At 44.8% G+C, this 24,112-nt stretch carries 20 protein-coding genes; 5 read left to right on the top strand and 15 right to left on the bottom strand.

Annotated features, from left to right (window positions below; all coding sequences use genetic code 11):
* Positions 1-24: 24 nt before the first annotated feature.
* Positions 25-2,634: a protein-disulfide reductase DsbD domain-containing protein gene (locus tag J2X69_RS10360; protein ID WP_310102646.1), complete on the top strand. Its 2,610-nt coding sequence runs from the start codon at positions 25-27 to the stop codon at positions 2,632-2,634.
* Here the strand turns inward: J2X69_RS10360 and J2X69_RS10355 are convergent.
* From J2X69_RS10355 to J2X69_RS10305, 11 genes are all read right to left on the bottom strand, one after another.
* Positions 2,631-3,908: an alginate export family protein gene (locus tag J2X69_RS10355; protein ID WP_310102643.1), complete on the bottom strand. Its 1,278-nt coding sequence runs from the start codon at positions 3,906-3,908 to the stop codon at positions 2,631-2,633. The two genes, J2X69_RS10360 and J2X69_RS10355, sit on opposite strands and share 4 nt — an antisense overlap.
* Positions 3,909-4,167: 259 nt before the next feature.
* The gene (locus J2X69_RS10350) at positions 4,168-5,610 is read right to left on the bottom strand and encodes a rubredoxin (protein ID WP_310102640.1); all 1,443 of its coding nucleotides are present in this window, start codon (positions 5,608-5,610) and stop codon (positions 4,168-4,170) included.
* 94 nt (positions 5,611-5,704) lie between these two features.
* A complete protein-coding gene (locus J2X69_RS10345) occupies positions 5,705-5,920 on the bottom strand; it encodes a hypothetical protein (RefSeq protein ID WP_310102637.1) in 216 nt (71 codons plus the stop codon).
* 27 nt (positions 5,921-5,947) lie between these two features.
* A complete protein-coding gene (locus tag J2X69_RS10340; RefSeq protein WP_409014414.1) occupies positions 5,948-9,469 on the bottom strand; it encodes a molybdopterin-dependent oxidoreductase in 3,522 nt (1,173 codons plus the stop codon).
* Positions 9,470-9,572: 103 nt separating this feature from the next.
* Positions 9,573-10,997: an MFS transporter gene (locus J2X69_RS10335; RefSeq protein ID WP_310102631.1), complete on the bottom strand. Its 1,425-nt coding sequence runs from the start codon at positions 10,995-10,997 to the stop codon at positions 9,573-9,575.
* 327 nt (positions 10,998-11,324) lie between these two features.
* The gene (locus J2X69_RS10330) at positions 11,325-11,987 is read right to left on the bottom strand and encodes a response regulator transcription factor (RefSeq protein WP_310102628.1); all 663 of its coding nucleotides are present in this window, start codon (positions 11,985-11,987) and stop codon (positions 11,325-11,327) included.
* 59 nt (positions 11,988-12,046) lie between these two features.
* Positions 12,047-13,858 (bottom strand): ATP-binding protein, encoded by a 1,812-nt coding sequence (locus J2X69_RS10325; protein WP_310102626.1) that lies wholly within the window; start codon positions 13,856-13,858, stop codon positions 12,047-12,049.
* Between the two features lie 4 nt (positions 13,859-13,862).
* Positions 13,863-14,441, bottom strand: coding sequence for a DUF4202 domain-containing protein (locus J2X69_RS10320; RefSeq protein ID WP_310102623.1), 579 nt, complete (start codon positions 14,439-14,441; stop codon positions 13,863-13,865).
* A 13-nt stretch (positions 14,442-14,454) separates the two neighbouring features.
* A complete protein-coding gene (gene nirD / locus J2X69_RS10315; RefSeq protein WP_310102620.1) occupies positions 14,455-14,832 on the bottom strand; it encodes a nitrite reductase small subunit NirD in 378 nt (125 codons plus the stop codon).
* Positions 14,833-14,850: 18 nt separating this feature from the next.
* Positions 14,851-17,361 (bottom strand): nitrite reductase large subunit NirB, encoded by a 2,511-nt coding sequence (gene nirB, locus J2X69_RS10310; protein ID WP_310102617.1) that lies wholly within the window; start codon positions 17,359-17,361, stop codon positions 14,851-14,853.
* Between the two features lie 916 nt (positions 17,362-18,277).
* On the bottom strand, positions 18,278-18,700 hold the full coding sequence (locus J2X69_RS10305) for a nucleoside-diphosphate kinase (protein ID WP_310102615.1): 423 nt from the start codon (positions 18,698-18,700) through the stop codon (positions 18,278-18,280).
* A 184-nt stretch (positions 18,701-18,884) separates the two neighbouring features.
* Between J2X69_RS10305 and J2X69_RS10300 the strand changes: the two genes are divergently transcribed.
* The 4 genes from J2X69_RS10300 to J2X69_RS10285 are packed head-to-tail and all read left to right on the top strand — an operon-like array spanning position 18,885 to position 22,048.
* Positions 18,885-19,919, top strand: a complete 1,035-nt coding sequence (locus J2X69_RS10300; protein WP_310103092.1) for a bifunctional oligoribonuclease/PAP phosphatase NrnA — start codon at positions 18,885-18,887, stop codon at positions 19,917-19,919.
* Between the two features lie 47 nt (positions 19,920-19,966).
* Entirely contained in the window at positions 19,967-20,890 is a 924-nt protein-coding gene (locus tag J2X69_RS10295) for an FKBP-type peptidyl-prolyl cis-trans isomerase (RefSeq protein ID WP_310102612.1), read from the top strand.
* A 47-nt stretch (positions 20,891-20,937) separates the two neighbouring features.
* Positions 20,938-21,495: an FKBP-type peptidyl-prolyl cis-trans isomerase gene (locus J2X69_RS10290; protein ID WP_310102608.1), complete on the top strand. Its 558-nt coding sequence runs from the start codon at positions 20,938-20,940 to the stop codon at positions 21,493-21,495.
* A 1-nt stretch (position 21,496) separates the two neighbouring features.
* Positions 21,497-22,048: an FKBP-type peptidyl-prolyl cis-trans isomerase gene (locus J2X69_RS10285; RefSeq protein ID WP_310102605.1), complete on the top strand. Its 552-nt coding sequence runs from the start codon at positions 21,497-21,499 to the stop codon at positions 22,046-22,048.
* 86 nt (positions 22,049-22,134) lie between these two features.
* On the opposite strand, the gene J2X69_RS10280 is transcribed toward J2X69_RS10285, so the two are convergent.
* From J2X69_RS10280 to trmD, 4 genes are all read right to left on the bottom strand, one after another.
* On the bottom strand, positions 22,135-22,296 hold the full coding sequence (locus J2X69_RS10280; RefSeq protein WP_310102602.1) for a hypothetical protein: 162 nt from the start codon (positions 22,294-22,296) through the stop codon (positions 22,135-22,137).
* Positions 22,297-22,401: 105 nt separating this feature from the next.
* Positions 22,402-22,716 (bottom strand): hypothetical protein, encoded by a 315-nt coding sequence (locus J2X69_RS10275; protein WP_310102597.1) that lies wholly within the window; start codon positions 22,714-22,716, stop codon positions 22,402-22,404.
* Between the two features lie 260 nt (positions 22,717-22,976).
* A complete protein-coding gene (gene rplS / locus J2X69_RS10270) occupies positions 22,977-23,342 on the bottom strand; it encodes a 50S ribosomal protein L19 (protein WP_091692379.1) in 366 nt (121 codons plus the stop codon).
* 50 nt (positions 23,343-23,392) lie between these two features.
* Entirely contained in the window at positions 23,393-24,109 is a 717-nt protein-coding gene (gene trmD / locus J2X69_RS10265; protein ID WP_310102585.1) for a tRNA (guanosine(37)-N1)-methyltransferase TrmD, read from the bottom strand.
* Positions 24,110-24,112 lie beyond the last annotated feature (3 nt).

Genomic DNA, 24,112 nt, shown 5'->3' with positions numbered 1-24,112 from the left:
AAGTCGCCAATCAATCATTATTACATGACAACAACCCTCGGAAAATCAGGATACCCCGTACTTCTGGCACTGCTTTTCTTTAGTTTCTACGCGCAGGCACAAATCATAGCTCCTCCTAAATGGACAATTTCCATAGACAGGGAAAATCTATCGGTGGGAGAGGATTCCAAACTTGTCTTCGAGGCCGAAATTCCTGCGGGTTGGTATATTTATGCAAATGATTTTGATCCTGATTTAGGGCCACTGTTAACTATACTTAAACTCGATGATTCTAAGAGTTTTCAGTTAAAAGGAGGCCTAAAAGCGATTGACTCGAAGACTAAGTACGAGGAAGTATGGGAAGGAGAGGTCAAATATTTTATTAGAAAAGGCAGATTTGAGCAGGCATTTATCCCTCAAGCTGACAAAGGGGAATTTTCAGGGACTATAGAATATCAGATGTGCTCTGACCTTACGGGTCAATGCGTCAACTATGAAGAGGATATTCTGTTGGCTTTTACAGCAAAGCAAGCAACAAACAGTCCAGCTTCCCCGGAAGCTGGACAGCAGAAAGCAGAGCAACAGGGGATTATTGCTCCTCCCAAATGGCTGATTTCCATCAAACCAAAAAGTTTGGTGCAAGGAGAAAAAGCTACTTTGGTGTTTGAGGCACAAATTCCAATTGGCTGGTATATCTATGCCAATGATTTTGATCCGAAGCTCGGTCCAATTTTGACGACTTTGAAGCTGGATAAATCAAAGACTTATGAGTTAATAGGTGACTTCACAGCAATTGATTCTAAGAAAAAGTACGAAGATATCTGGAAAGGTGATGTCAAGTATTTCATAGGAAAAGGAAAATTTGAACAAGCAATCCTCCTAAAAGCGGAATCAGGCATTATTCAAGGTGCCTTAGAATATCAGATGTGTAATGATGTAACCGGAAAATGCACTCCACCTTATGAGGAGGACTTTGAACTTACATTTACTGCAAGTGAGACAACAGAACCTTTCACTGAATTTGAATCATCAAATGAAGCGGAAATAGGAGCCGACCCGTCATTGCGAGAAGGAGGAACGACGACGAAGCAATCTGTAAGTGATGATGAGATTGCTTCTCCGTCTGTGGCGGATCGCAATGACGATAATCCGTCAATGGAAGTAGATGCATCCGCGGCAACTTCTTCCATTGAAATTATTCCGGAGCAGGAAAAAGAATCGCTTTGGGGATTTATGGTATTGGCTTTTTTGGCCGGTTTGGCGGCCTTGCTTACTCCATGTGTTTTTCCTATGATCCCGATGACGGTGAGTTTCTTTACCGGCAGAGCGAAAAGCAAAGCAGCTGGGATCAGAAATGCTGCCATCTATGGTTTTTCAATTATTGCTATCTATACGGTCGCGGGCACGGCGGTAGCGGCTATCCAAGGGCCGGAGTTCGCCAATTGGCTGGCAACACACTGGCTGCCCAATTTGTTTTTCTTTGGGGTTTTCATATTCTTCGCTTTGGCTTTTCTGGGGATGTTCGAGATTACCCTGCCCTCAGGGCTAGTCAATAAAGTGGACGAAAAGGCAGAAAAAGGTGGTTTGACAGGGATTTTCTTTATGGCTTTTACACTGGTTTTGGTGTCTTTTTCCTGTACCGGGCCTATAGTAGGTTCTATTTTGATCTCTTCTGCCGGAGGAGAATTGGTGAAACCTATCCTGGGGATGTTTGCCTTCTCTCTGGCATTTGCTATTCCGTTTACACTGTTTGCCATTTTCCCGGAATGGATGAATCGCCTACCGAAATCCGGAGGTTGGTTGAATTCTGTGAAAGTGGTTTTAGGCTTCCTCGAGCTTGCACTGGCATTCAAATTCTTGTCTATCGCTGATCTGGTTTACCACTGGGGAATCCTTGACCGTGATATTTTCCTGATCATCTGGATCGTGATTTTTGGTGGATTGGGACTTTATCTTTTGGGGAAAATCCGTCTTCCGCACGATTCTCCCTCAGACACCATAGGTGTGCCACGCTTGCTTTTGGCATTGCTCACATTCATGTTTGTGCTCTACATGATCCCCGGGCTTTTTGGCGCTCCGCTAAAATACCTAAGTGGGTTCCTTCCACCTATGTCTACCCAGCAGTACAAATTAACCGGCGGGTTAAGTATGACCGACGCGGGCGAAAATATTCTTGGCGAACCGGTGAAATACGCAGATATCCCATTGGAAATTCCTCATGGGATCCAAGGGTATTTTGACTACGAACAAGCCATGCGGGCTGCCAAAAAAGCCAATAAACCTTTGCTTATCGACTTCACAGGGCATGGCTGTGTGAATTGTCGAAAAATGGAAGAGAATGTCTGGGTAGATGCGCAGGTGTTGAAAAGACTGAAGGAGGACTTTGTGATGGTGGCGCTTTATATCGATGAGCGATTGGAGCTGCCGGAGAGCGATTGGTATACTTCCGAATACGATGGGAAAGTGAAAAAGACAATGGGGAAGCAAAACGCGGATTTTCAGATCACCCGCTTTAAAAACAATGCCCAACCATATTATGTGATCTTGGACCATAATGGAAATCTCCTCGCTCCACCCAAAGGTTACGATACCGATATTCAGGCATTTGTCGGATTTTTGGATGGAGCGAAGGAGAGATTCAGGGGATCAAATTAATTCTGCTTTACTGTATGTGTCAGCAATCTGGGATTGATGATCAGCTGTGTCCATCCCCAGCAGTTGATATTGTCTGAAGGGATTCCTCCTTTCACCGAGCTCATACTTTCTGTGGCAAACAGTTGAGAATAGCCCACATTCATTTTGATGTATTTGGCGATGTTCTTGGAGAATACGAGGTCCAATTCTGTTCCCAGATTTTGGCTTAGCTCACTTGCCATTTTGCCATTTGCGAAGAACACATGGGTATTTAATCCGAGTGCGGATTTTTCTCCAAGCGCTAGGGCAATCTTCCCATAGACATCATTCAGTCCGACATTGTTTGCGTGATTTCCTACGTAGAAATAGTCCATGTATCCATTGAACTTATGGTTTGTTCCGTAGAGAGGAAAGAAGGATTTGTTCTTCCCTTCTCCACCTTGATCAGTTCCGCTCAATGACTCAAAACCGGCAATTAATGTTGCCTTTCCGAGGCTGTATTTTGCTTCCGCCATATACTGGTAGGCACTGAGGTCGGTGAAGGCATTAGCCTTTCCCGTTTGCAGATAGGCAGACCCTGTGATAGTGAGGACTGAGAGCGGGAATGTGAAGTAAGTACCGGAAGTTTGTCGGTAAAATAAACCGTCTGTTTGTGGTGTAGGCTCATCGGTATATTTCTGGAAACCATTGTTCATAAAGAGAAAGCTGACCGAAGCTTGGTCCCAAGCTTTCGTCAAATGTGCCATTTGCATGGTTTTATATGAAAATGCACCTGTGATGGTGTAATCTGTACCGAATGCGTTTTGCGCTTCCTGATTGAAGGCAAATGCCAAGTCCAATTTGAATTTGTTCTTGGAATATTGAATCATCGCCGCATCATGAAATCTTCCCTGCATCGCCCAATCCACTTCTCCCAATATCCGCTGATCATCGTAGGAGATCGTCTGCCTTCCCAGCTTTAATGCCCAATCTTCAGTGAATGCGTAACGAATCCATGCCTGAAAAAGGGAAAAGGAATTGTTGTCATCTGAGATGCTAAGCTGCTGTGTGTCTCCCCAAGTGCTTACATCCTGAACGCTGAAGTAAAGACTTAATTTTTCGTCCTTAAAACCCAAATTAAGTCTGGAGCGTTGGGTGACAAATGCCGCAGCCTTGGCATTATCCGGAAAGAGATTTCCAAATCCGTGACGATATTCTAATCGTGGACGAATATCTGCATCAAGTGTGAATTCCTGTGCTTTCAGCTGACTGCCAAGACATAACGAAAGCAAAACGAGTGTAAAAATTCTTTTCATAGTTCGAGCGTGGTAAAGTTAAACCCGAACGAATATAAGTATAAATACTTAATTATTGATTGAATTAATACGTATTTTTATCTAAGTATTTTTATGTGTGAATTTTCAGTTGATATACATTCTGCCTACTGAGACTGATCACTGTGCACCGGATCTCAATTTCCTGTCCGCTGTTCACAGTCCGCTCTTCTCGTTGAACAGTGTGTCTAGTTTTCAGATTGAAACTTTCTGCCAACTGAGACTGTCCACTGCCAACTAATCATTCTATCTGTTTCTCAAAAATCTTTTTTGAGAACTTCGACTTCGGAGCTTCGCACAGCGAGCAGCGATAGTCCTCCGGCAACTCCTCAAAAGGGGTAAGTGGTGCAATCGCCCGGCTGAAATCTCCATACCTGGGATCATAGACAGTCAGGCAATCCGAGCATTGATAAGCTTCTGTTTTTACCGTCTCTTTTGGCTTGGATAGCTTTTTGGATTCTTCCTGTTTTTTTCCCAACTGCTCGAAATACATCTTGCTGAGCTCAATCAAAAGGCCCGGCAATTCGACCTTGTCCACTTCCTGTACATAGACGATGTATTGTTGTGTGTTAGGATCGAAATTTTTGGCATAAAGCAGGTTGTACGTATTACGGATTTTTATCCCCTCCAGACCTACCGGAGGCTGGTTTTTTTCTATAATAATGGAAGTGAAATAATACGCTTTTTTAGTGTAATCCGTGATTCCAAAAGTCAGCCCATAGGTGCTGATGTCTCTTTTGTCAAAGTTGTCCACCAGATACTCTTTGAGCTTAAGGGCAGATTTGTTGTTCACAGGAAGATGCCAGTTCAGCTCCAGCATGGAGTGCCGCACGTTGATTCCATAGCGGCCCAGAAGTCGTTCCCATTCAATTTTTGTATTTTCCGGAATCCCTTTGATGATAATGGATTTCCAGGGTGTGATGGAGATTTTACCTATCCGGCTGTCTGCGCACAGATCACAAAGCACTTTCAGGAAGTCTATGTAGTATTTGTTATTTCTCCAGTACAAGCCCAGCCAATAGCGGTCGTCGCCTACCCGATTGATCCCCTCATAATACGGGAAAGGGTAAAAAGGTACTTCCAGCGGATTGTCCACCGTCCGGTTATTGGAGTCCACTGCGTCATTGACCAGTTCAAAAAGGAACTCCACCGTCTCCGGTTCTTCCTGTAATATGTCCTCGATGGCCGAAGCTACCTTTGCCATATCCCAACTGTAAATCAGTGCCGGGTACATCATCGTATCCTCCCACTGTGGAAGGCGTACGTATAGATACCAATAGTCTTCGTGGGCTGAAGCAATGAAGTTAAGGTGGCCTGTGAATAGTGGGACTAACCGCTGCTTGGGATCAGTAATATTTATTTTCAGATTTGGCTGAACTCTGAATTGCTCCAATATATACAGATACCGATCTCCTGTAAGCCAGGGCGTGCTTGGGAAAATATCGGAACACACATACGATGAGACGATATTTTCTGCTCCTATTTCCTCAGGAGATACCAACTGAAATTTGTCTTGAGCGTCTATTTCCAGCATATCATCCTCTTTGATAAAAAGGATGTCTTGACGTGAACCCAAAGAAATAGTATCCAGACCCGCGCTTTCGGCCAATTCTAAGATCTGCTTAAGTTCGGCCGGAGATAATACTCCGCCTTTCACCACTACTCTTGAATAGGTCTGTTTCATGTGTTTACAAATTAAGTTTTTCTTTTAGAGAAATAGTCAAGCGAGTTTAAATGGGTTATTAAATAACCTTCTGTATGATCCCGTAGGCGCGGGATCAGGCCTGCCTGCCACAGGTAGGCTTGATTTCTTTGTTCTTTTGGCTTGGCCCAAAAGAACCAAAAGGCCAAGACGCCAGCAATCTTCCGCCCTCATACCAGCCGCACCCTCGTGCTGCGTCACCCCAACGCGCCATAACAACAAGCAAATCTGCTGATGCGGTGTATGACTGGATATAATCATCCCCTCTGTGTTCCCGTAGGTACGGGGTCATGTCTGCCTACCGCAGGCAGGCTCGATTTTATGCCGGTACTTTTGATTGGTGAAGAATCTCTCTAACCTCCGTTTTGCAACTTCCGCACCCTAAGCCTGCACCCGTTTGCTGGCAAAGCGCAGTAAAATCCGAACATCCGCCTGCAATGGCTTCGGTGATATTTCCTTCACCTACACGACTGCAGCTGCAGACTAATTTTCCGATCACCGGACGGGTGTCCGAAGAGCCCATCAGCAGAGATTTTCTTTTTTCGGAAAGCTCAATTTTGTTTTCGATCAGGGACTTGAATTCAGCGAATTCATTTTTGTCCCCCATCAGTACTGCTCCAATAAGCAGATCATCCTTCACGATACATTTCTTATAGTAACGGCGGCTCATATCTGTAAAAATGATTTCCTCATAGGAATCGTCATTTTCAGGGATCAGGATATCTCCTATACTGCAGAGCTCCAGGTCTTTAAATTTCAATATATTCATCAGTACGGAGCCGTTGTAAATACTGCTCACATCACCTGCGATATAATTTGCCAAGACCATGGCCTGCTCCTCAGCAGCTGAGGTGATCCCGAAAAGCTGATTTTGAAATTCCGCAATCTCCCCTATGGCAAAAATATTCGGGTAATTCGTCTGTAAATGCTGGTTTACCTTGATACCCCGGCCGCATAGAATGCCATTGTCCCGGGCGATCTTGATGTTTGGTTGAGTCCCGATGGCATACACTACCGCGTTGGCATAAATTATTTTTCCGCTTTTCAGCGTAATAGACAGTGATTTATGTTCTTCATCATCGAATACTGTACTTACTTCATTGTCGAAATAGACGTGAATTCCACGCTCTTGCACGTCGAGAGAAAGCAACTTACTTGATACTTCATCCAGCTGCCGCTCCATAAGCCGGGAAGCACGCTGTACTATGGTTACTTTCACCCGGTTATGCTGCAATGCAGCCGCAAGCTCCAGACCAAGCAATCCACCGCCGATGATCACCACATGCTGATTTTCCGGTGGTAGTTTAGTAGAATCCAGGTAATCCTTAAATCGGTCTGCATCTATTTTACTCCGCATGGTAAAGCGCCCCGGCAAGTCCAACTGGGCATCTTTCGGAATGAAGGCCCTGCTTCCGGTCGCTAAGATCAACTTGTCGAATTCGTATTCCAGTCCGTCATCATCTACCACTACCTGCTTCTCAGGATCAATTTTCTCTATGGATAGTCCTGTATGAAGCGTGATTTTCAGTTTTTTGAGCTCATGTTCTTTGATCTTCTGAAGCTGCTCCCAAGTCAATTCTTCAGTGACATATTCAGGTAGAAGGACCCTGTTGTAAAAAGGGTGTGGCTCTTTGGAGAAGACATGAATATGATCATGTCCGTTGTGTTCCCGGTAGTTTTGGATAAAGCGGAAAGCTGCAGCTCCGGCTCCTACGACCACGATTTTTTCTGACTTTTTTTTGTATTTGGAAACTGAAACTGTAGTGAATTTGAAGTCAGGTTCTTTGGATTGGGGATCGACTTCAGTCTTTGTCAGATTGTTTGCCCGATTGAGATCGCTTTGGAGTTGCTTGCCCCAATGCATGGGAAGAAATACTACCCCTTCACGGATGCTTGTAGAAAGTTTAGCCTTGACCCTGACTACGCCGTTTTTGCTTTTTACTTCCACCACATCGCCATCTTTCACCTTGTCCAGATAGGCATCGATGGGGTTGATCTCCAGCACAGGACTCGGGTAATGCGTACGTAGTCGGGATACTTTACCGGTCTTGGTCATCGTGTGCCATTGATCTCTCACCCGTCCGGTGGTAAGAATCAAAGGGTATTCCTTGCTGGTTTTTTCAGAGGTATTGGTGATTTGCGCAGGAATATTGAATACCGCTTTTTGACTCGGTGTGAAGAATTTTTTGTCGGCAAAAAGCCTGGGAGTTCCCCCGTGTCTGTACTCGAGAACCGGCCACTGAAAGGAACCTTCGCTTTTCAGCCTATCGTAATTAAGGAAAGAAATATCAATGTTTGTACCCTTCGTCATGGCACAATACTCTTCGTAGATTTCCTCAGAATTATTGTAATTGAAGCCACGGAAGCCCATTCTTCGGGCAAAATCACAGAGAATCTCCACGTCGGGTCTTGCCTCGCCGGGAGGATTGATGCCTTTGTTCAAGTAGGAAATCCGACGTTCGGAATTGGTCATCGTTCCTTCCTTTTCCAGCCATCCTGCAGCGGGAAGTACCAAGTCGGCATATTCCACTGTGTCAGCTTTGTGCGAGATATCCTGTACGATTACAAATTTGGCGTTTTGAAGGGCCCTCTCAATTTTCTTGGAATTCGGCAAGCTTACCATAGGGTTGGTGCAGATGATCCAAACAGCCTTCATCTCTCCGCTTTCGAGTGCGTCAAACATCTCAGTGGCAGAGTAGCCGGGTTCCGGTGAAATCTCATTTACTCCCCAGAAATTTGCCACCTCTTGCCTGTGAACTGGATTGTTTAGCTCCTTGTGAACTGCCAGTAAGCTAGCCATTCCGCCGACTTCCCTTCCTCCCATCGCATTTGGCTGGCCGGTGAGGGAGAAGGGGCCGTTTCCGGGCCTACCGATTCTGCCGGTTACCAAGGACAGGTTTAGAAGCGAAAAGTTCTTGTCCGTACCGATTGCGCTTTGGTTTAGTCCCATCGCCCACATGCTGATAAATCCTCTGGATTCACCGATGATCTCGGCTACTCTTTTGATGTCCTCGATAGCAATACCACAGAGTTTAGCCGCCTCTTTCAGAGAGGTTGCCATGACTTGCTTGCGGTATTTCAGGTAGTTTTCCGTGTGTTTTTCTATAAATTCTTTGTCGGCCAGCCCGATATCGATGATCCTTTTGCCTATGGCATTGTACAGAATTATGTCTGTCCCCGGAATGATTTGCAGGTGAATATCAGCGAAAGCCGCGGAATCGGTTTTTCGGGGATCCACCACGATAATCTTCACATTCGGGTTTTTCTCTTTGTGCTTTTCCAGTCTCCTAAATAGAATGGGGTGACACCAGGCAGGATTTGCTCCGGCGATCAAAAAGGCATCCGCAAGCTCTATGTCTTCATAGGAAATGGGAACCGAATCTTCTCCAAAGGTTTTTTTATAGGCCACCACAGCTGAGCTCATGCACAGGCGGCTGTTGGTATCGATATTATTGGTGCCGAGAAAGCCCTTGGTAAGCTTGTTTGCGATGTAATACTCCTCTGTCAGGCATTGGCCAGAAATATAAAATCCCACGCTTTTAGGGCCATATTTCTGGATCAGGGATCTGAAGACACCCGCAGCTCTGTCCAGCCCATCGTCCCAGCTTACCCGTTCCCTTGGATGGGAGCGGCTCCAGCGCATTTCAGGATATAGGATTCTGTCTGAAGTATCGTTGACCACGTAGTGGAGATTCATGCCTTTCGAGCAAAGCATGCCTTGATTGACAGGATGGTCTTTATCGCCTTCTACTTGTACTTTGTTTTGAGAATCCACACCGGCAACTATGCCACAGCCGACGCCGCAGTAGGAACAAGTGGTTTTGACTTTTTTATCAGGGATCACTGGTTGAAATTACAATTGGAAATTGATTAAGAGCAAAATAGCTCGTCCGAATGATAGGAACCAATCACGGAAGAGCTATTTTGGGAACTGTTGCTACAAGTTAATTATCTATTCTCACTAATTCAGGCTGTAGTTTGCTTAATTCTACCTCTGCCACTTTTTCATCTTCGGTGCTGAACCTGATCGCCAACGCGACCATGCCGGATACGACAATCAATCCGCCAATAATCAAATAGCCCGTTGACACTGCACTTGCTGCCGCTGCTGACTGGGCTGCAGCCGCTGCCTCAGCCCCCAGCGCTTCACTTGCGATCAAGGCGGTTTTCTCAGCTACCGCAGATTTGGAGCTTAGGAACAGTGCAGCCAAAAAGGCTCCAAAATTCCCGCCGGCTCCCACAATTCCCGAAATTGAGCCGATTGCCTTTCTGTTCACAAAAGGTACAACAGAGTATGTAGCTCCCTCTGCCATCTGTACCGTAAGGCTGAAGGCAACCAAAAGTACAAAACCTACAGCCAGGCTAGTGGCTAGAGAGAACAGGCTAAGCGTCAGACCCTCGGCAATTAAGATTGCTGCCAAAAACCAGACTCTCCCTTTTAGTCCTTTTGTTTTTCCGAATTTGTCTCCGAAAAATCCTCCCAGTGTTCTGGCGAAAATATTCATCAGCGCAAATGAAAGCACAATATTGCCTGCTGTGATCCGCTCTAGCTGAAACGTGTTTTGAAGGTAATCATCCATGGTTCCGTATACCGTCAGTTCTATTCCAAAACAGGCGGCGTAAACAATGAAAAGCAACCATACGCGGTAGTCTTTCAGCGCTTCCATAAAACCGACTTTGTCCTTCTTGGTGGTGGGAACTTTTACTCCTCTTGCTTCTAATTCTTTGAAGTTGCCCTCAGGAGTATCCTTTGTGAAGAAGTAGTACACCAATCCCATGGTAAAACAGACTATGCCTGCAATCACCATAGCATATCTCCAGGCATCAGCCTCCGCGACTCCCAGTCCTATGACTATCGCTGCTATGATCGGCATGCCAAGTCTATTTGCTCCACCGCCTAGATTTCCCCAACCTGCTGAGGTGGCATTGGCCGTCCCCACCACATTGGAAGCAAACATAAGGGAGGTGTGTACCTGAGTGATCACAAAGGATGCTCCGATAAATCCGGTCAATAGACGGCAAATGTAAAACTGCATCGGTGTCTGAACCAGACCGCTAAGTATTACGGGAATGGATCCCAAGACCAAAAGCCAGGTGTAGCAGAGTCTTGGACCATACTTATCGCATAGTTTGCCGATCAGTAATCTGGCGAAAATTGTTCCCGCTACGGCAAGAACTGTTGCGTTCCATTTTTGCGCGGGAGTAAGTCCCAGATCCTTGACTACATCCGGCATGAAGGGCACAATACCGAACCATGCGAAAAAACAAATAAAGAATGCGATAGAAGTGATCCAAAAGGTTCGGATCGGGACGGATTTGATATCCAAAAGATTCAACCGTGTCGCCTTGTGTGTAAGTAGTGGTTTCATATGATTATAATTGTTTTTCAATGGCCATATGGAATCTCGCATAGCGGATAATCATCCCTCTGTGTGACGTTCTTCGTCATGCTCGATTTCATGTATTTATAATTTGATTTTCAAAGGGCACTCTGGTTAGTTGGAGCAGGTTATGGAATCCCTGCCTGTGGCCTCAGGCAGGCTTGATTTCATAATACTTATTTTTGTCTTGCTAAAATTAAGTATTAATACGTAATTACAATACGTAATACGTAATTTTTTTAGATAAAAAATAAAAAATCCACTTGGAGTGGCTCCAAGTGGATTCTTGACTACGTATAATATTGACTATTGTACTTAGATAAGGTTTAATTCTCTGGATTTTGTGGTCAGTTCCACGAGATTTTTGACATTCATCTTTTTCATCAAATTAAACCGGTGTACTTCTGCCGTTCTTTTACTGATTTCCAGTGCATCGGCAATTTCATTATTTCCTTTCCCTTCGAGAATCAATTCAAGAATCTGCTTTTCCCTATTGGTCAGGTTTGCCAATTCCTCGGGAACCACATCAGATTTGGAAGATGTTTTGGTTTTTCCATTGACGAAATTATTGATGATATAGGCGGACACATCGCCGGCAAAAAACTTGCCTCCGGCAGAAATAGTGTGTAATGCCTTCAAAAACTCACTTTTAGAAGATCCTTTGAGCAAGTATCCGTCAGCTCCCGCCTGAATGGCTTCCACTACGTACTCTTCTGAGTCGTGCATGGAAAGTACAAGTTTCTTGACGTGAGGGAAGCGTTTACTCATTTCCTTCACTACTTCCAGTCCGTTCATTCGCGGCATACGGATATCCACAATCAGTAAATCCGGGTTTTTCAGGGCGATTACTTCCAGTGCTTCTATACCGTCCGATGCTTCATCGATTACCTCAAATTCTTTCTCACTCTCCAGCAAGGACTTGATGCCGTCCCGTACCAGTTCGTGATCATCTGCTAAAACTATTTTGATCGGGTTCATATGCGCTTAGGTAAATACGTAGTAAAGAAACAGAATTTACGTATAAAAATCTAGAAAATCTAGACCAAAGGTACGTTGAGTGTGACTTTGGTGCCTTCATTCGGAGAAGAATTGATGAACAGCCGACCATTGATGTATTTAACCCGCTCTTTCATAAAGGTAAGTCCCATTCCGCCTTCCTCATCCGGTTTGGATTTTAGCTTCGATTGATCAAATCCCTTTCCGTTGTCATCCACGATGATGCTGAGGATATTCTGACTGTGCGAGACGGTGACGATGATATGGGAGGAATCTGCGTATTTAATCGCATTGTTGATCGCTTCCTGCGTGATGCGGTAGAGGTTGATCTCTACCAGAGAATCCAGTCGCTGGGAGAATTCTGACTTGTTGAATAGGACGATGTTCTTCCCCGTGAGCTTGGAGAGTTCCTGTGTCAGTTCTGTAAGCGCGGGCACAATCCCGTAGTCCTTTAATTCCGGAGGAGTGAGATTGAAGGTTGCTGTTCTTACGCCTTTAATAATATTCGAAGTGAGTTCTTTGAGTTTGATGATCTTCACTTCGGCTTTCTCGGGATCAGAAGAATCCACGCTTTCCAGCAGGTACTTCAGTCCCGTGAGCATCTGTCCGATTCCGTCATGAATATCTTTTGCTATGCGGTTTTGCTCATTTTCCTGGTTCTCGATGATCTGTCTAGAAATCACCTTCTGCTGATGCATTTTTTCCTCAAAACTCTCTTTGGTCAGCAGCTCCACCTGATGCATAAACTCCTTCCGCTTGGTGATATCCAAGCAGATCAAAATCAATTCAGACTTGTCTTCAGCCGAGTTAAAAGGAATCATGGACACATCCAGCCAGATATCTTCGCCTGTCTGGGAGGTGGTTTTCAATTCCCCTTCCCAGCCGGCTTTTTTGTTTTCGGCAATGATACGGTCTATCGTGAGCTGCTCATTTTCCAAGGGAGAGAGCAGATCCGAGATCTTGGCATTGATATTGAATTTCTGGGCCTTATAAAGTCTGCTGAAGCGTTCGCCTATGTGGGTGATGTATCCTTCCGGTGTGATTCGGGCAAATAGAAGAATCTGATCCATGGCTTTGCTGAGAGCTTGTAGCTCCCTGACCGATTTTTCTTTGGACTGACTGAGGATATCCGCATTTTTGGCCATTTGGATGGCTTTTTTCTCCGCAGCCAACAATTCCTGGATACTGGCTTTCATGGCTTTGGCCGAAGGCCAGAAGATGATCAGAAACTCACTCACCAACACCAATAGTGTAAACAGCGTGATGAGCAATTCCACCCGCTGTAGGTTGGAGACTTTGTCCTTGGCTTCGTGATCGTATTGATTTACGATCTCATCCATTTTGATCAGAAAACTGTTTGCGTTGGTTTCAATTATCCTCAACTGCTCCGCGATGGCAGTGGAATCCTCCACATTGTCGGATTTGAGAAAAAGGAAATTCTTTGTAGCGGCTACTACTTCCCCGAAGTCCGGATTGATTTGCTCAAACATTTGCGTGATTTCCCGGCTGTTGTCTACAATGAAATCCTGTGCCTCATCGCCCAGCTGTAAAAGTTGATGGGCATTTTCCCAGCGGTTCAAGGTGCTTTGTATCGAGTCTGTCAGTACGTGTGAAGTTTTGGGAGATTGGCTGTGTGACAGTAAGAGCACTTCCTTGTTCAGTTTCTGACTCAGCATTCGCTGCCGGCCGGCTACATTGACGAGACGGCTGTCATTTTCCTGATCATTCAGGTATTTTCTGATGAGAATCTGGCTTGCGATCAAGGAGATGGCAATGGCTCCCAACGCAATGATATAAAGTCTTCGGAGACGATTAAAAGTATCTTGATCCAGCGATCGCGGTGTACCGGTCATTTGATTAGGTAATAGCTTCTTTGACTAATTGAAGGCTTGAGGGTGAAAATGGTAACTGTAAAGCGGCCCGATGTCCTTTTTCTGACATTTTAGCCCAGGTTTTTTGGAGGATGTCGATGATTTTGGCAGACTCGTGTTTGGCGGCGAATTCTTCAAAATAATATTCCAGAAAAACCAGACAAATCACATCTTCCATGGTTTGGGTGTCAGGATCTGTTTTCAGCTGCTTCTTTCTGATCAGGAATTTTGTCTTTTCTATCGTCTCTTCATCGTACCCCGCCTCTTGGAGAATCTCTCCGGCCATATCGGCATGCATCTTTTTCAGCTCCTCCCTCCAGCGGAGATATCCCACTCTGTCCATAGGGTAGTCTGCTCTCGGGATCTTCCATCTTCCGATATGCTGTGCCCTGACGGCGAGCTGCATAGCTTCCGGGGATTCGGGTGCAAACTGGTTGAGTTTGTCTGTCATACGTATAGAGTACAACAGTTCTTTTGCAATCTCTTTTCCCGATACTTCTTCTTTGGTGGGATCTTCTGCATTGACCTGATCGATCAATGAGATTGCTTTCTGGAATCTGTTCATGTGTAAAATTGGATTAATCTGCGAATCCAATATATACATTTCCCTCCTGAATCCTGACCGGATAGGTCGCAATACTATATTCTTCTCCATTCAAATTACTGCCGTCTTCCAGCGAGAAGGTCTTCTTGTGAAGGGGGCAAGCTACTTTTGGGATCCCTTGCATATCACCTGTCATGCCTCTGGAAAGCACCATTTCCATCTTATGCGGGCACAGATTTTGGCAAGCATACCAAGAATTGGTTCTGGTGAAATGGAAAACGGCAATTTGTTTGGCATTGTATTTCACACAAGCACCGGCATTCTCGGGAAAGTCATCCGTCTGACCTACTTTGATCCAGTTGATGGCCTGCTGCTCTGCTACGGATTGATAGTTTTTTAATAGTTCTTCCATGATCTTATACGTATTGGATTACCAGGGTCTAGGCATCTTTTGTTCTCTCATTGGCACAAATACCAAGTTGTCGTCGGGTTCGTCTGAGTTGACAAATGGCTTGAATCTTTTCATCATCTGCGGATCCTCGATGGCTTCCTTCCATTCACAGGCATATCGCTGTACCAGCTCTTCCATTTCTGCTTCCAGCTCTTCGGCAATTCCCAGACTGTCTTCCACGACTACTTTTTTCAAGTACTCGATTCCGCCTTCCAGCTTTTCCAGCCATGGCGCAGTACGCTGAAGTGGAGCGGCTGTTCTGATGTAGTAGACCAAGAATCTGTCGAGGTATTTGATGCAGGTTTCGTCGTCTAATTTTTCGGCAAGAAGAATGGCGTGCTTCGGCGTAGCCCCTCCATTGCCACATACAAAGAGATTCCATCCCCCTTCTACTGCGATGACTCCAAAATCCTTTCCGCGGGCTTCAGCACATTCGCGGATACAGCCGGATACACCGCCTTTTAGTTTGTGGGGAGAACGTAACCCTTTGTAGCGCTCTTCGATTCTGATGGCGAAACTCACGCTGTCATGCAGGCCAAATCGGCACCAAGTAGATCCCACGCAGCTTTTCACTGTTCTAAGTGATTTGCCATAGGCATGTCCGCTTTCGAATCCTGCATCGATGAGCTCTTTCCAGATCATAGGCAGCTCATGAAGCTGTGCCCCGAAGAGATCAATTCGCTGCCCGCCCGTGATTTTGGTGTACAGATCGTATTTCTTGGCTACTTGTCCGAGTACCATCAGTTTCTCCGGCGTAATCTCTCCTCCCGGCACCCTTGGAACTACAGAGTAGGTACCGTTTCGTTGGATATTTGCCAAAAATCTATCATTTGAATCTTGTATTGGGGCCTGACGATTGGCGGTTTCCATGTAAATGCTGGCGAAAATCGAAGCCAACACCGGCTTGCACATCTCGCAACCATGACCTTTGCCATGCCGATCCAGGGCTTCGTCAAAATCCACGATATTGTGAAGCTTTACCAAATCGTACATTTCCTGGCGGCTGTATTCGAAGTGCTCGCAGATCGTTTCTTTCACTTCCTGTCCCATGGATTTCAGCGTGGCCGTAACCAAATCCGTCACCATCGGCTTACATCCACCGCAGGAGCTGGAAGCTTTTGTTTGCTTTACTACATCTGAAAAAGTACAGCAGGAACCGCGGGTGATCGAATCACAGATCGTTCCTTTGCTCACTGCTTCGCAAGAGCAGATCTGCGCAGTATCAGGCAAATCCAGTACCGACCCCAATGCACTTTTGCTTTCACCTCCTCTGGAACCCAAGATGAGATCTTCAGGGTTCTCGGGAAGATTCATTGCATTGATGTACAATTGGAAAAGTGTGTTGTAATCCGAAGAATCACCCACCATGATTCCGCCGAGTAGCTTTGAACCGTCTTTGGTGATGTTGATTCTCTTGTAGACTCCGCGCTGCTTGTTCTCATAGACGATTGCGGTGATTTCTTCATTTTCGATAAAAGGATCACCGAAGGAAGCCACTTCCGTTCCCACCAATTTCAGTTGGGTAGACATATCGATGGAAGGACTCATAAGCTTTTCGCCCCCTGTAATTTGATCTACAGCGACTCCCGCCATCTCATATCCCGGAGCCACCAGTCCGTAGATACCATTATTATAAAGAGCTACTTCTCCGATGGCATAAATGGCCGGATCGGAAGTTTCCATTTTATTATTCACATATACTCCGCCTCTTTCACCTGTTTTCAGTCCGCATTTCACCGCCAATTCGTCTCTTGGGCGGATACCTGCGGAAATAATCAGCATGTCGGTTTCGAGGGAAGTTTCGTCTGTAAATTCAATTTTCTCGATTCCTTCTTCTCCTATGATCTCTTTGGAATTTTTGCCCAAGTGAATCTTCATGCCAAGGCTTTCTATTTTGCCTTGAAGCATATCACTGGCGGCTTTGTCCAGTTGACGTGGCATTAGGCGCGGGGCAAATTCGATTACGTCGGTTTGTAGTCCGAGCTCTTTAGCGGCATTTGCCGCCTCCAAACCAAGAAGGCCACCGCCCAAAACCGAGGCTTTTAATTTTCCCTCGAGCTTGAGTTTTTGTGCGTATGCCTTAATGGCATCAAGATCTTCGATGGTTCTGTATATAAATACCCCGGGTTTGTCTACTCCTTTGATAGTAGGAACAAAGCAGGAAGAGCCTGTAGCCAGAACCAGGTAGTCATATTCTAAATAATCGTGCTTATGCGTAAAGACACGCTTGGTCTCAACGTCAATAGAAGTGATCATTTCTCCTGTACGTAGCGTGATGTTATTCTCGGCATACCAGTTCCGGGGGGCTAACAGTAGCTTATCCGCTGAATCTAGTGAGAAGTATTCGCTTAGGTGGACGCGGTCATATGCCGGTCTGGACTCTTCACCGAAGACTGTTACTTCAAATTGATCACGAAGAGGGTGGGCAGCCAGTTTTTCGCAAAACTTGTACCCTACCATTCCATTTCCTATGACAATAACTTTTTTCATGGCTACGTATTTTAGAGCTCAAATATAAGTATAAATACGTAATTACAAATAAAATTTTAAAGAAATACTTATTCTAAATAAGTATAATAAAGCAGGCTGGGAAGGGAAAAAGCTTGTCAGTGGGGATTTAAATTGATTTCTCACTTGATTAAGTATCTAGATACTTGCTTTTAGAAATTGGATGAATTTTACTTCTACGTAAGTGGTCTAGTTAGACCAAATTTTATCCGGTTTTCAGGACAGGTAGGCAGGCTTGGATCCGTCTCACTGCAGTCTTCAGACCGCTATACCGAACATTCATTTGGCTGAAGTTCTCCAAGTGAGATGGAAGTATATAGTAGGTCCAGCTTCAGGAGAAGCAGGATAACGGACTATTGAATAGAAGACCCAGCTTCAGGAGAATCTGGATGACAAAGAGATTGCTTCGTTCCTCGCCATGACGCAGTAAATTTATCATTAAACTGTGTCCTCCGCATAAACCTCGGTTGGTGAGCTGGCAGAACTACCGCGTTCCCCGTGGTTTGAAACATAATTTTTCCTGACTTGCCTGACCGGTAGGTAGGCTTGGCCCCGTCTCACTGCAGTCTCCCGACTGCGCTGCCAAAACATTGATTAAGGCAAACTTCCCCAATGGGATCGAAGAGTATAGAAGATCCTGCTTCTGGAGAAGCAGGATAACGGACTATAGAATAGAAGACCCGGCTTCGGGAGAAGCGGGATAATGTAGGGATTGCTTCGTTCCTCGCAATGACGCAGTGAAAGGGGTTTTCTTACCTACAGATGCAGGCGCTCAGCATGCAATTACCACTAAACTGTGTCCTCCGTGTAAACCTCTGTGCTCTCCGTGGTTTAAAACCTTCAAACAAAAAAAGCATCCCAAAACGGAATGCTTTCAAAATTTATTTTTCAAGTAGAATTAGCTTACTCTTTCTATCTGGGAGAAGTAGAAGGCTCCTTCGATAGCGGCGTTTTCGTCTGAGTCAGAACCGTGTACAGCATTGGCCTCGATAGACTTGGCAAAGATCTTACGGATAGTTCCCTCGGCTGCATCAGCCGGGTTGGTAGCACCGATCAATTTTCTGAAATCTTCCACTGCATTGTCTTTCTCAAGAATAGCTGCGATGATAGGGCCGGAAGACATATATGCGCAAAGATCAGCGTAGAATGGTCTTTCTGAGTGAACTTCGTAGAATTTACCGGCGATCTCCTTTGTCAATCGGGTCGCTTTCATGGCGACGATTTTGAAGCCTGCCTCTTCGATCATTTTCAAAATTGCTCCTGAGTTTCCATCTGCGAAAGCATCAGGTTTGATCATGGTGAATGTTCTGTTAGTTGCCATGTTGTATGTTTTTCATTGGTTTAATTCGGGCGCAAAAATAGACTTTTTCGCAGCATTCACCATAAAAACTTTTGTATTTTCAGGCTACTATATTCATTATCAGAGAGCTGGCATAATTGGGATTTGTCAAAAATTTCCTGACCTTTGCGTACTACAAGAGCCAAAAAGCAGCTAAATGTATAAAATTGAAGCTTTAGCCTCGTTTAAGAGAGAGATAGCCTCACCCAAAAAAATATTCATCACTACTCACGTCAAGCCCGATGCCGATGCATTGGGTTCTTCATTGGGATTGGCTAACTACCTGCTCAAGAAAGGACATGAGGTGACGGTGGTAACCCCGTCGGATTATCCTTCATTTCTGGACTGGATGAAAGGCAATGATGAGGTGCTGGATTTCAGCAATCCCAAGCACAGCGAACTTGCCACCAAGAAATTAAATGAAGCGGATATTATTTTTTGTTTGGACTTCTCTGTTTTAAAAAGGGTAAACGAATTAGGTGAAATGATCCGCAAGTCGGAAGCATACACCGTCAATATTGATCATCATCAGGATCCCGAGGATTTTGCTGATTTTCGTATATGGAGTACTGAAGCTGCCGCTACCTGCGAGCTGGTCTATGAACTGATCGTGCAGCTGGGGGATGAAAAACTTCTGGACAAAGACATCGCAGAATGTCTGTATGCTGGGATCATGACAGACACGGGAGGATTCAGACATCCCAATACCACCAAGAATGTCCATCTTGTGGTGGCGGAATTGGTGGATCTCGGAGCGGATATCTCCCAAATTGCCAATTGGATCTATGATTCCAATTCGGTCAACAGACTGAAATTTATAGGTTTTGCGATCAGCCGCCGCCTGATAGTTCACGAAGATCTACATATGGCGTACTTTGCGATCAGCAAAAAAGATCTTAAAAAATACCAAAGCCGTACCGGTGATACAGAAGGTTTGGTCAATTATGCATTATCTTTGGACGGGATAAAGCTGGCGGCCTTATTTTCGGAACGCGAAGACGGTGTCAAAATTTCTTTCAGATCATCCAGCGAAGTAGCTGTCAATAAGTTTGCGGCAGAATATTTTGATGGAGGTGGACATAAAAATGCCTCTGGAGGCAAGTCCACATTGAGTCTTAAAGATACGGTAGAGCGATTCGAATCTTTGGTAGAAGAGCACCAGAACGAATTATTCCGCATTGTCCCTCTTGCAGCAGATTGATTAGCTTGAACCCCCTCCTTATTACTTTGAAAAATCACTTATCTTTTATGAAAAATTCAAAAAGCCTTTTGGCAATCCTTGTTCTCTTGGTGGGAGCGGGTACCTTGACTTCATGTAAAAAAACTAAAGTCACAGAAAAAGACGGTATAGAATATACCTACGTGAAAGAAGGAAATGAAAAAGCGCCAAACGGTGAATTTTTGCTTTACAACCTTCAGATCACCACAGGGTCTGATTCTGTGATCTATTCTACTGCTGATCAGCCTTTCCCCGGCTATATGCAGGCAAATGATTCTATGCCAATAAATAACGGTATGGATGAGATCTTCCTTAGCCTAAGAAAAGGAGACAGCATTGCCTTTGAATCTACTGCAAAAACTATCTTCGGCAACAACTTTCCTCCCTTCATGAAGGAAGAGGATGTCGTGAAAGTACGTTTGGGTGCCTTTGAAATCATGAATGAAGAAGCTATCCAGGCATATTTCGAGAAAGTAATGGCAGCTGAAGAGGTGAAAAGAGAAGAGAGAGCCAAAGAAAGGCTGCTGGAAGAAGACAAGATTATCCAAGAGTTTGTCAAGGAAAAAGGACTTGATGCGCAAAAGACTGAAAGCGGTCTTTACTATGTGATTGAAAAAGAAGGTACCGGCGAACCTGTCTCTGCAGGTGCTACTATGCGTGTGAACTATGCCGGGTATTTGATAGACGGAACGTTGTTTGACACCTCCATCGAATCATTGGCAAAGGAGAACAACGCATTTATCGAAGGACGTCCTTACGAGGCACTTCCGGTGACTGTTGGTATGGGTCAGGTAATTCCCGGTTGGGATGAAGGGTTGTTGCTTTTGAAAAAAGGTTCTAAAGCGAAATTCATTATTCCTTCTCCACTCGGCTATGGTGAGAATGCCATGGGTGCAAAAATTCCTGCCAATTCCGTGCTTGTTTTTGATGTGGATGTAGCGGATGTGCAATAAGCTACGTATTGTAGGCATATCTAAGTAAACATACTAAAACCAGCACAATGAAAATTAGAGTATTTGCCATTTTGAGCCTGATAGCAGGTAGTTTTGCTTTTGCATCCTGTATTGATGATGATGCTACAGACGAGGTGATCTTCAATAATGACTTAGCGGAAATTAAAGGATATCTTGACACTGCCTCTATAGTTAATGTGAAAAAAGTTTATGATGAGGGGAGAGGAATCACTATCATTTGGCAGGAATTATCCGGAAGCAAGGATACAGTGAGTCTTGGCGATACTTTAAGGGTTAATTATGTGGGAAGACTGCTAAGCAATAAGGCTTTTGACACTTCCTTTGAAGATATTGCAAAGGAGGAAGGTATATTTAGCTCTCAAAGAAAATATGAGCCGCTTAAATTTCGAATAGGCCTTGGACAGTTGATTGCGGGTTTTGAACTTGGTGCCCTGCAAATGGAAGTGGGAGATAAAGCTACTGTCTTCATCCCGTCTTTTTATGCCTATGGAAAACACGGCAGTTCAGATGGAAGAATTCCTTCGAATACTCCTATCATGTTTGAACTAGAATTATTAAGTGTAACTCCCGGACCAAAGCAATAATATGATTTTAAAACGAGTTAGTATTTTCTTCTTTTTGGCTATTGCAGTGATATTTATGAGCTGCGAGCCCAATAATCCGTACGATAGGGGGCCGGTATATGATATTCCCGGAAATCTGGCGAAGGACAGCGTTATCATTGCAGATTACCTTAAAACTGCCGCGATAGATAGCCTGTACCGCATCCACGATCGCGGAGTGATAATTATCGTACAAGAAGAGGGTACCGGCTCGCGCCCGATCAATGGGGATGTACTTCATATAGATTATACAGGCTCTTTGATGAGTGATGGAGTTGTTTTTGAGACAACTATAGAGCAAGTGGCAAAAGATAATGATATCTATAAGGAAGATGGCATATATAGATCTTTTACCTTTATGCTGGGAGGAAATGTAATACCTGGGTGGAATATTGGATTTAGTCGATTAAGATCAGGTTCCAAGGCTAAATTAATAATTCCTGCCGCATGGGCTTATCAGAATGTAGGACAAGGAGAAGCAATTCCACCCGATGCTATTTTGATATTCGATGTGGAGTTCTTGGGAATGGACTAAACTATATCAGAGGGCTTCGGCCCTCTTTTTTTTTAAGTCTTTTTTAACCACGGTGGTAGCGGAGTGTTACGCAGAGGGCACAAGAGTTAATAGTGATTTTCCTGCAGTAGCCTTCCTGCCGTAGGAGTTCCACCTGCCGCTGTTTGTGTCACACACTGCTTTATCATTCCCGCTGCCAGTCGTGTCTCCACGATTGGCTTCCATGTTATCCTGCTTTTCCAGAAGCAGGATCCGATTTGCACTTTCATTGTCATTTAAAGGTAGCCACCGTTCGTGTCATCACGAACGGTTTTACCAAACTCCGCTCTTCGGTAATACTGACTTAAGTTGATTTTGGTAAAATCGGGGCACTTTTACGTCACCAAGTGTTGAGTCCGACTTTCCTTGTTTATTATTTTGCCCAGCCATCCCAGCACGAAAATGGAAATTAAAAAGCCCAAGGCAGGAAAGGAGAAAAAGAGCATATGCAAGAAGGTGGAATTAGCTTCTGGCTGAAATTCGCCTAAGGATGCCTGTAAGGCAAGATCCCAGTCTATCATCATGCCCAGATACGACAAATAAACCATATACAGCAGGATCGCTACCATTCCGGCGCAGAAGATTATGCCTATTCTTATAAATATTTTTGCGATATCATACCCCGGATCGAGGGAAAAAGAATTCTTCATAGCTGATAAGTTTTAATAAATTTGCTTTTCAAATTATTGTCAACCAAGTATTTAACGTTAAATGATTTAAAAATTATCCGAGAGCTCAGTTTTTTCTTCACTGATTTGTGTCCTCCGTGAAAACCTCTGTCTCAGTGGTTAAAAAAAACAGAAGCTTGAAATCTTACCTTGCCGCCGGTCGTATCATCACGACCGGCCGTCAAGCCATAAAAAAAGGAACCCATTGCTGAGTTCCTTTTTGATTTCAGGGGTGTGAAATCTTACTTTCTCACTCTGATCTTTTCCTTGATACGTGCAGCTTTACCCTGACGTCCTCTTAGGTAGAATAGACGGGCTCTTCTCACTTTACCTTGTCTCAATAGATCGATTTGCTCGATGGCAGGAGAGATGATAGGGAAGATTCTCTCTACACCTATTCCATTGGATATTTTTCTTACAGTGAAAGTCTCACCGTTAGAGTTAGGGTTTCTACGCTGGATCACAGTTCCTTGGAACTGCTGGATACGCTCCTTGCTACCTTCTTTGATACGTACGTGTACGTTGATGGTATCGCCAGCTTTGAATGAAGGGAATTTAGCTCTTACTTCGCTGTATTCCGCTTCTACTATTTTCATTAGATCGCTCATAGCTTTATGTTTTTTTGCTTTCGCTGTTTGCCAACGCGTGGCTTATTTAATTACTTCTTATACGATTCTGCATCGCTTATCCCAGTTCCTTTTTCGCGGAGCAAATCAGGCCTTCTTTCTTGGGTTCGGCGAACCGATGCTTCAAATCTCCATTCGTTTATCTTGGCCTCATGTCCCGAAAGCAATACCTCAGGTACTTTCATCCCGTCGTAATCGGCGGGGCGGGTGTACACCGGTGGTGCCAGCAGTCCATCCTGGAAAGAGTCTGTCAATGCAGAGGTCTCATCATTCAGTACTCCCGGAATCAGGCGAATCACAGCATCAACCACTACAGCCGCTGCCAATTCTCCTCCGGAAAGCACATAGTCACCAATACTGATTTCCTTGGTGATGAAGCGCTCTCTTACCCGCTCATCCACACCCTTGTAATGACCGCAAAGGATCAGCAGGTTTTGGTTGAGCGAAAGTGCATTTGCCATGGGTTGGTCGAAACTGGCTCCATCGGGTGTCATGTAGATGATCTCATCATACGTGCGTTCCTTCTGAAGTGCTTCTATACATCGGGCGATAGGCTCGATGGACATTACCATCCCGGCTCCCCCTCCAAAAGCGTAGTCATCAACCTGCTTTTGCCTGCCCGTTGAATAATCCCGTAGATTGATCACGCGAATACTAGCCAGTCCTTTGTCCTCAGCTCTTTTCAGAATGGAGTGTGCAAAAGGTCCTTCCAGCAATCCCGGTACTACAGTGATAATATCAATGTGCATGGG

It is taken from the genome of Algoriphagus sp. 4150, assembly GCF_031457395.1.
Classification (GTDB): domain Bacteria; phylum Bacteroidota; class Bacteroidia; order Cytophagales; family Cyclobacteriaceae; genus Algoriphagus.
Note: the sequence above shows the minus strand (reverse complement) of the source record. Positions and strands in the feature narration are given on the sequence as shown.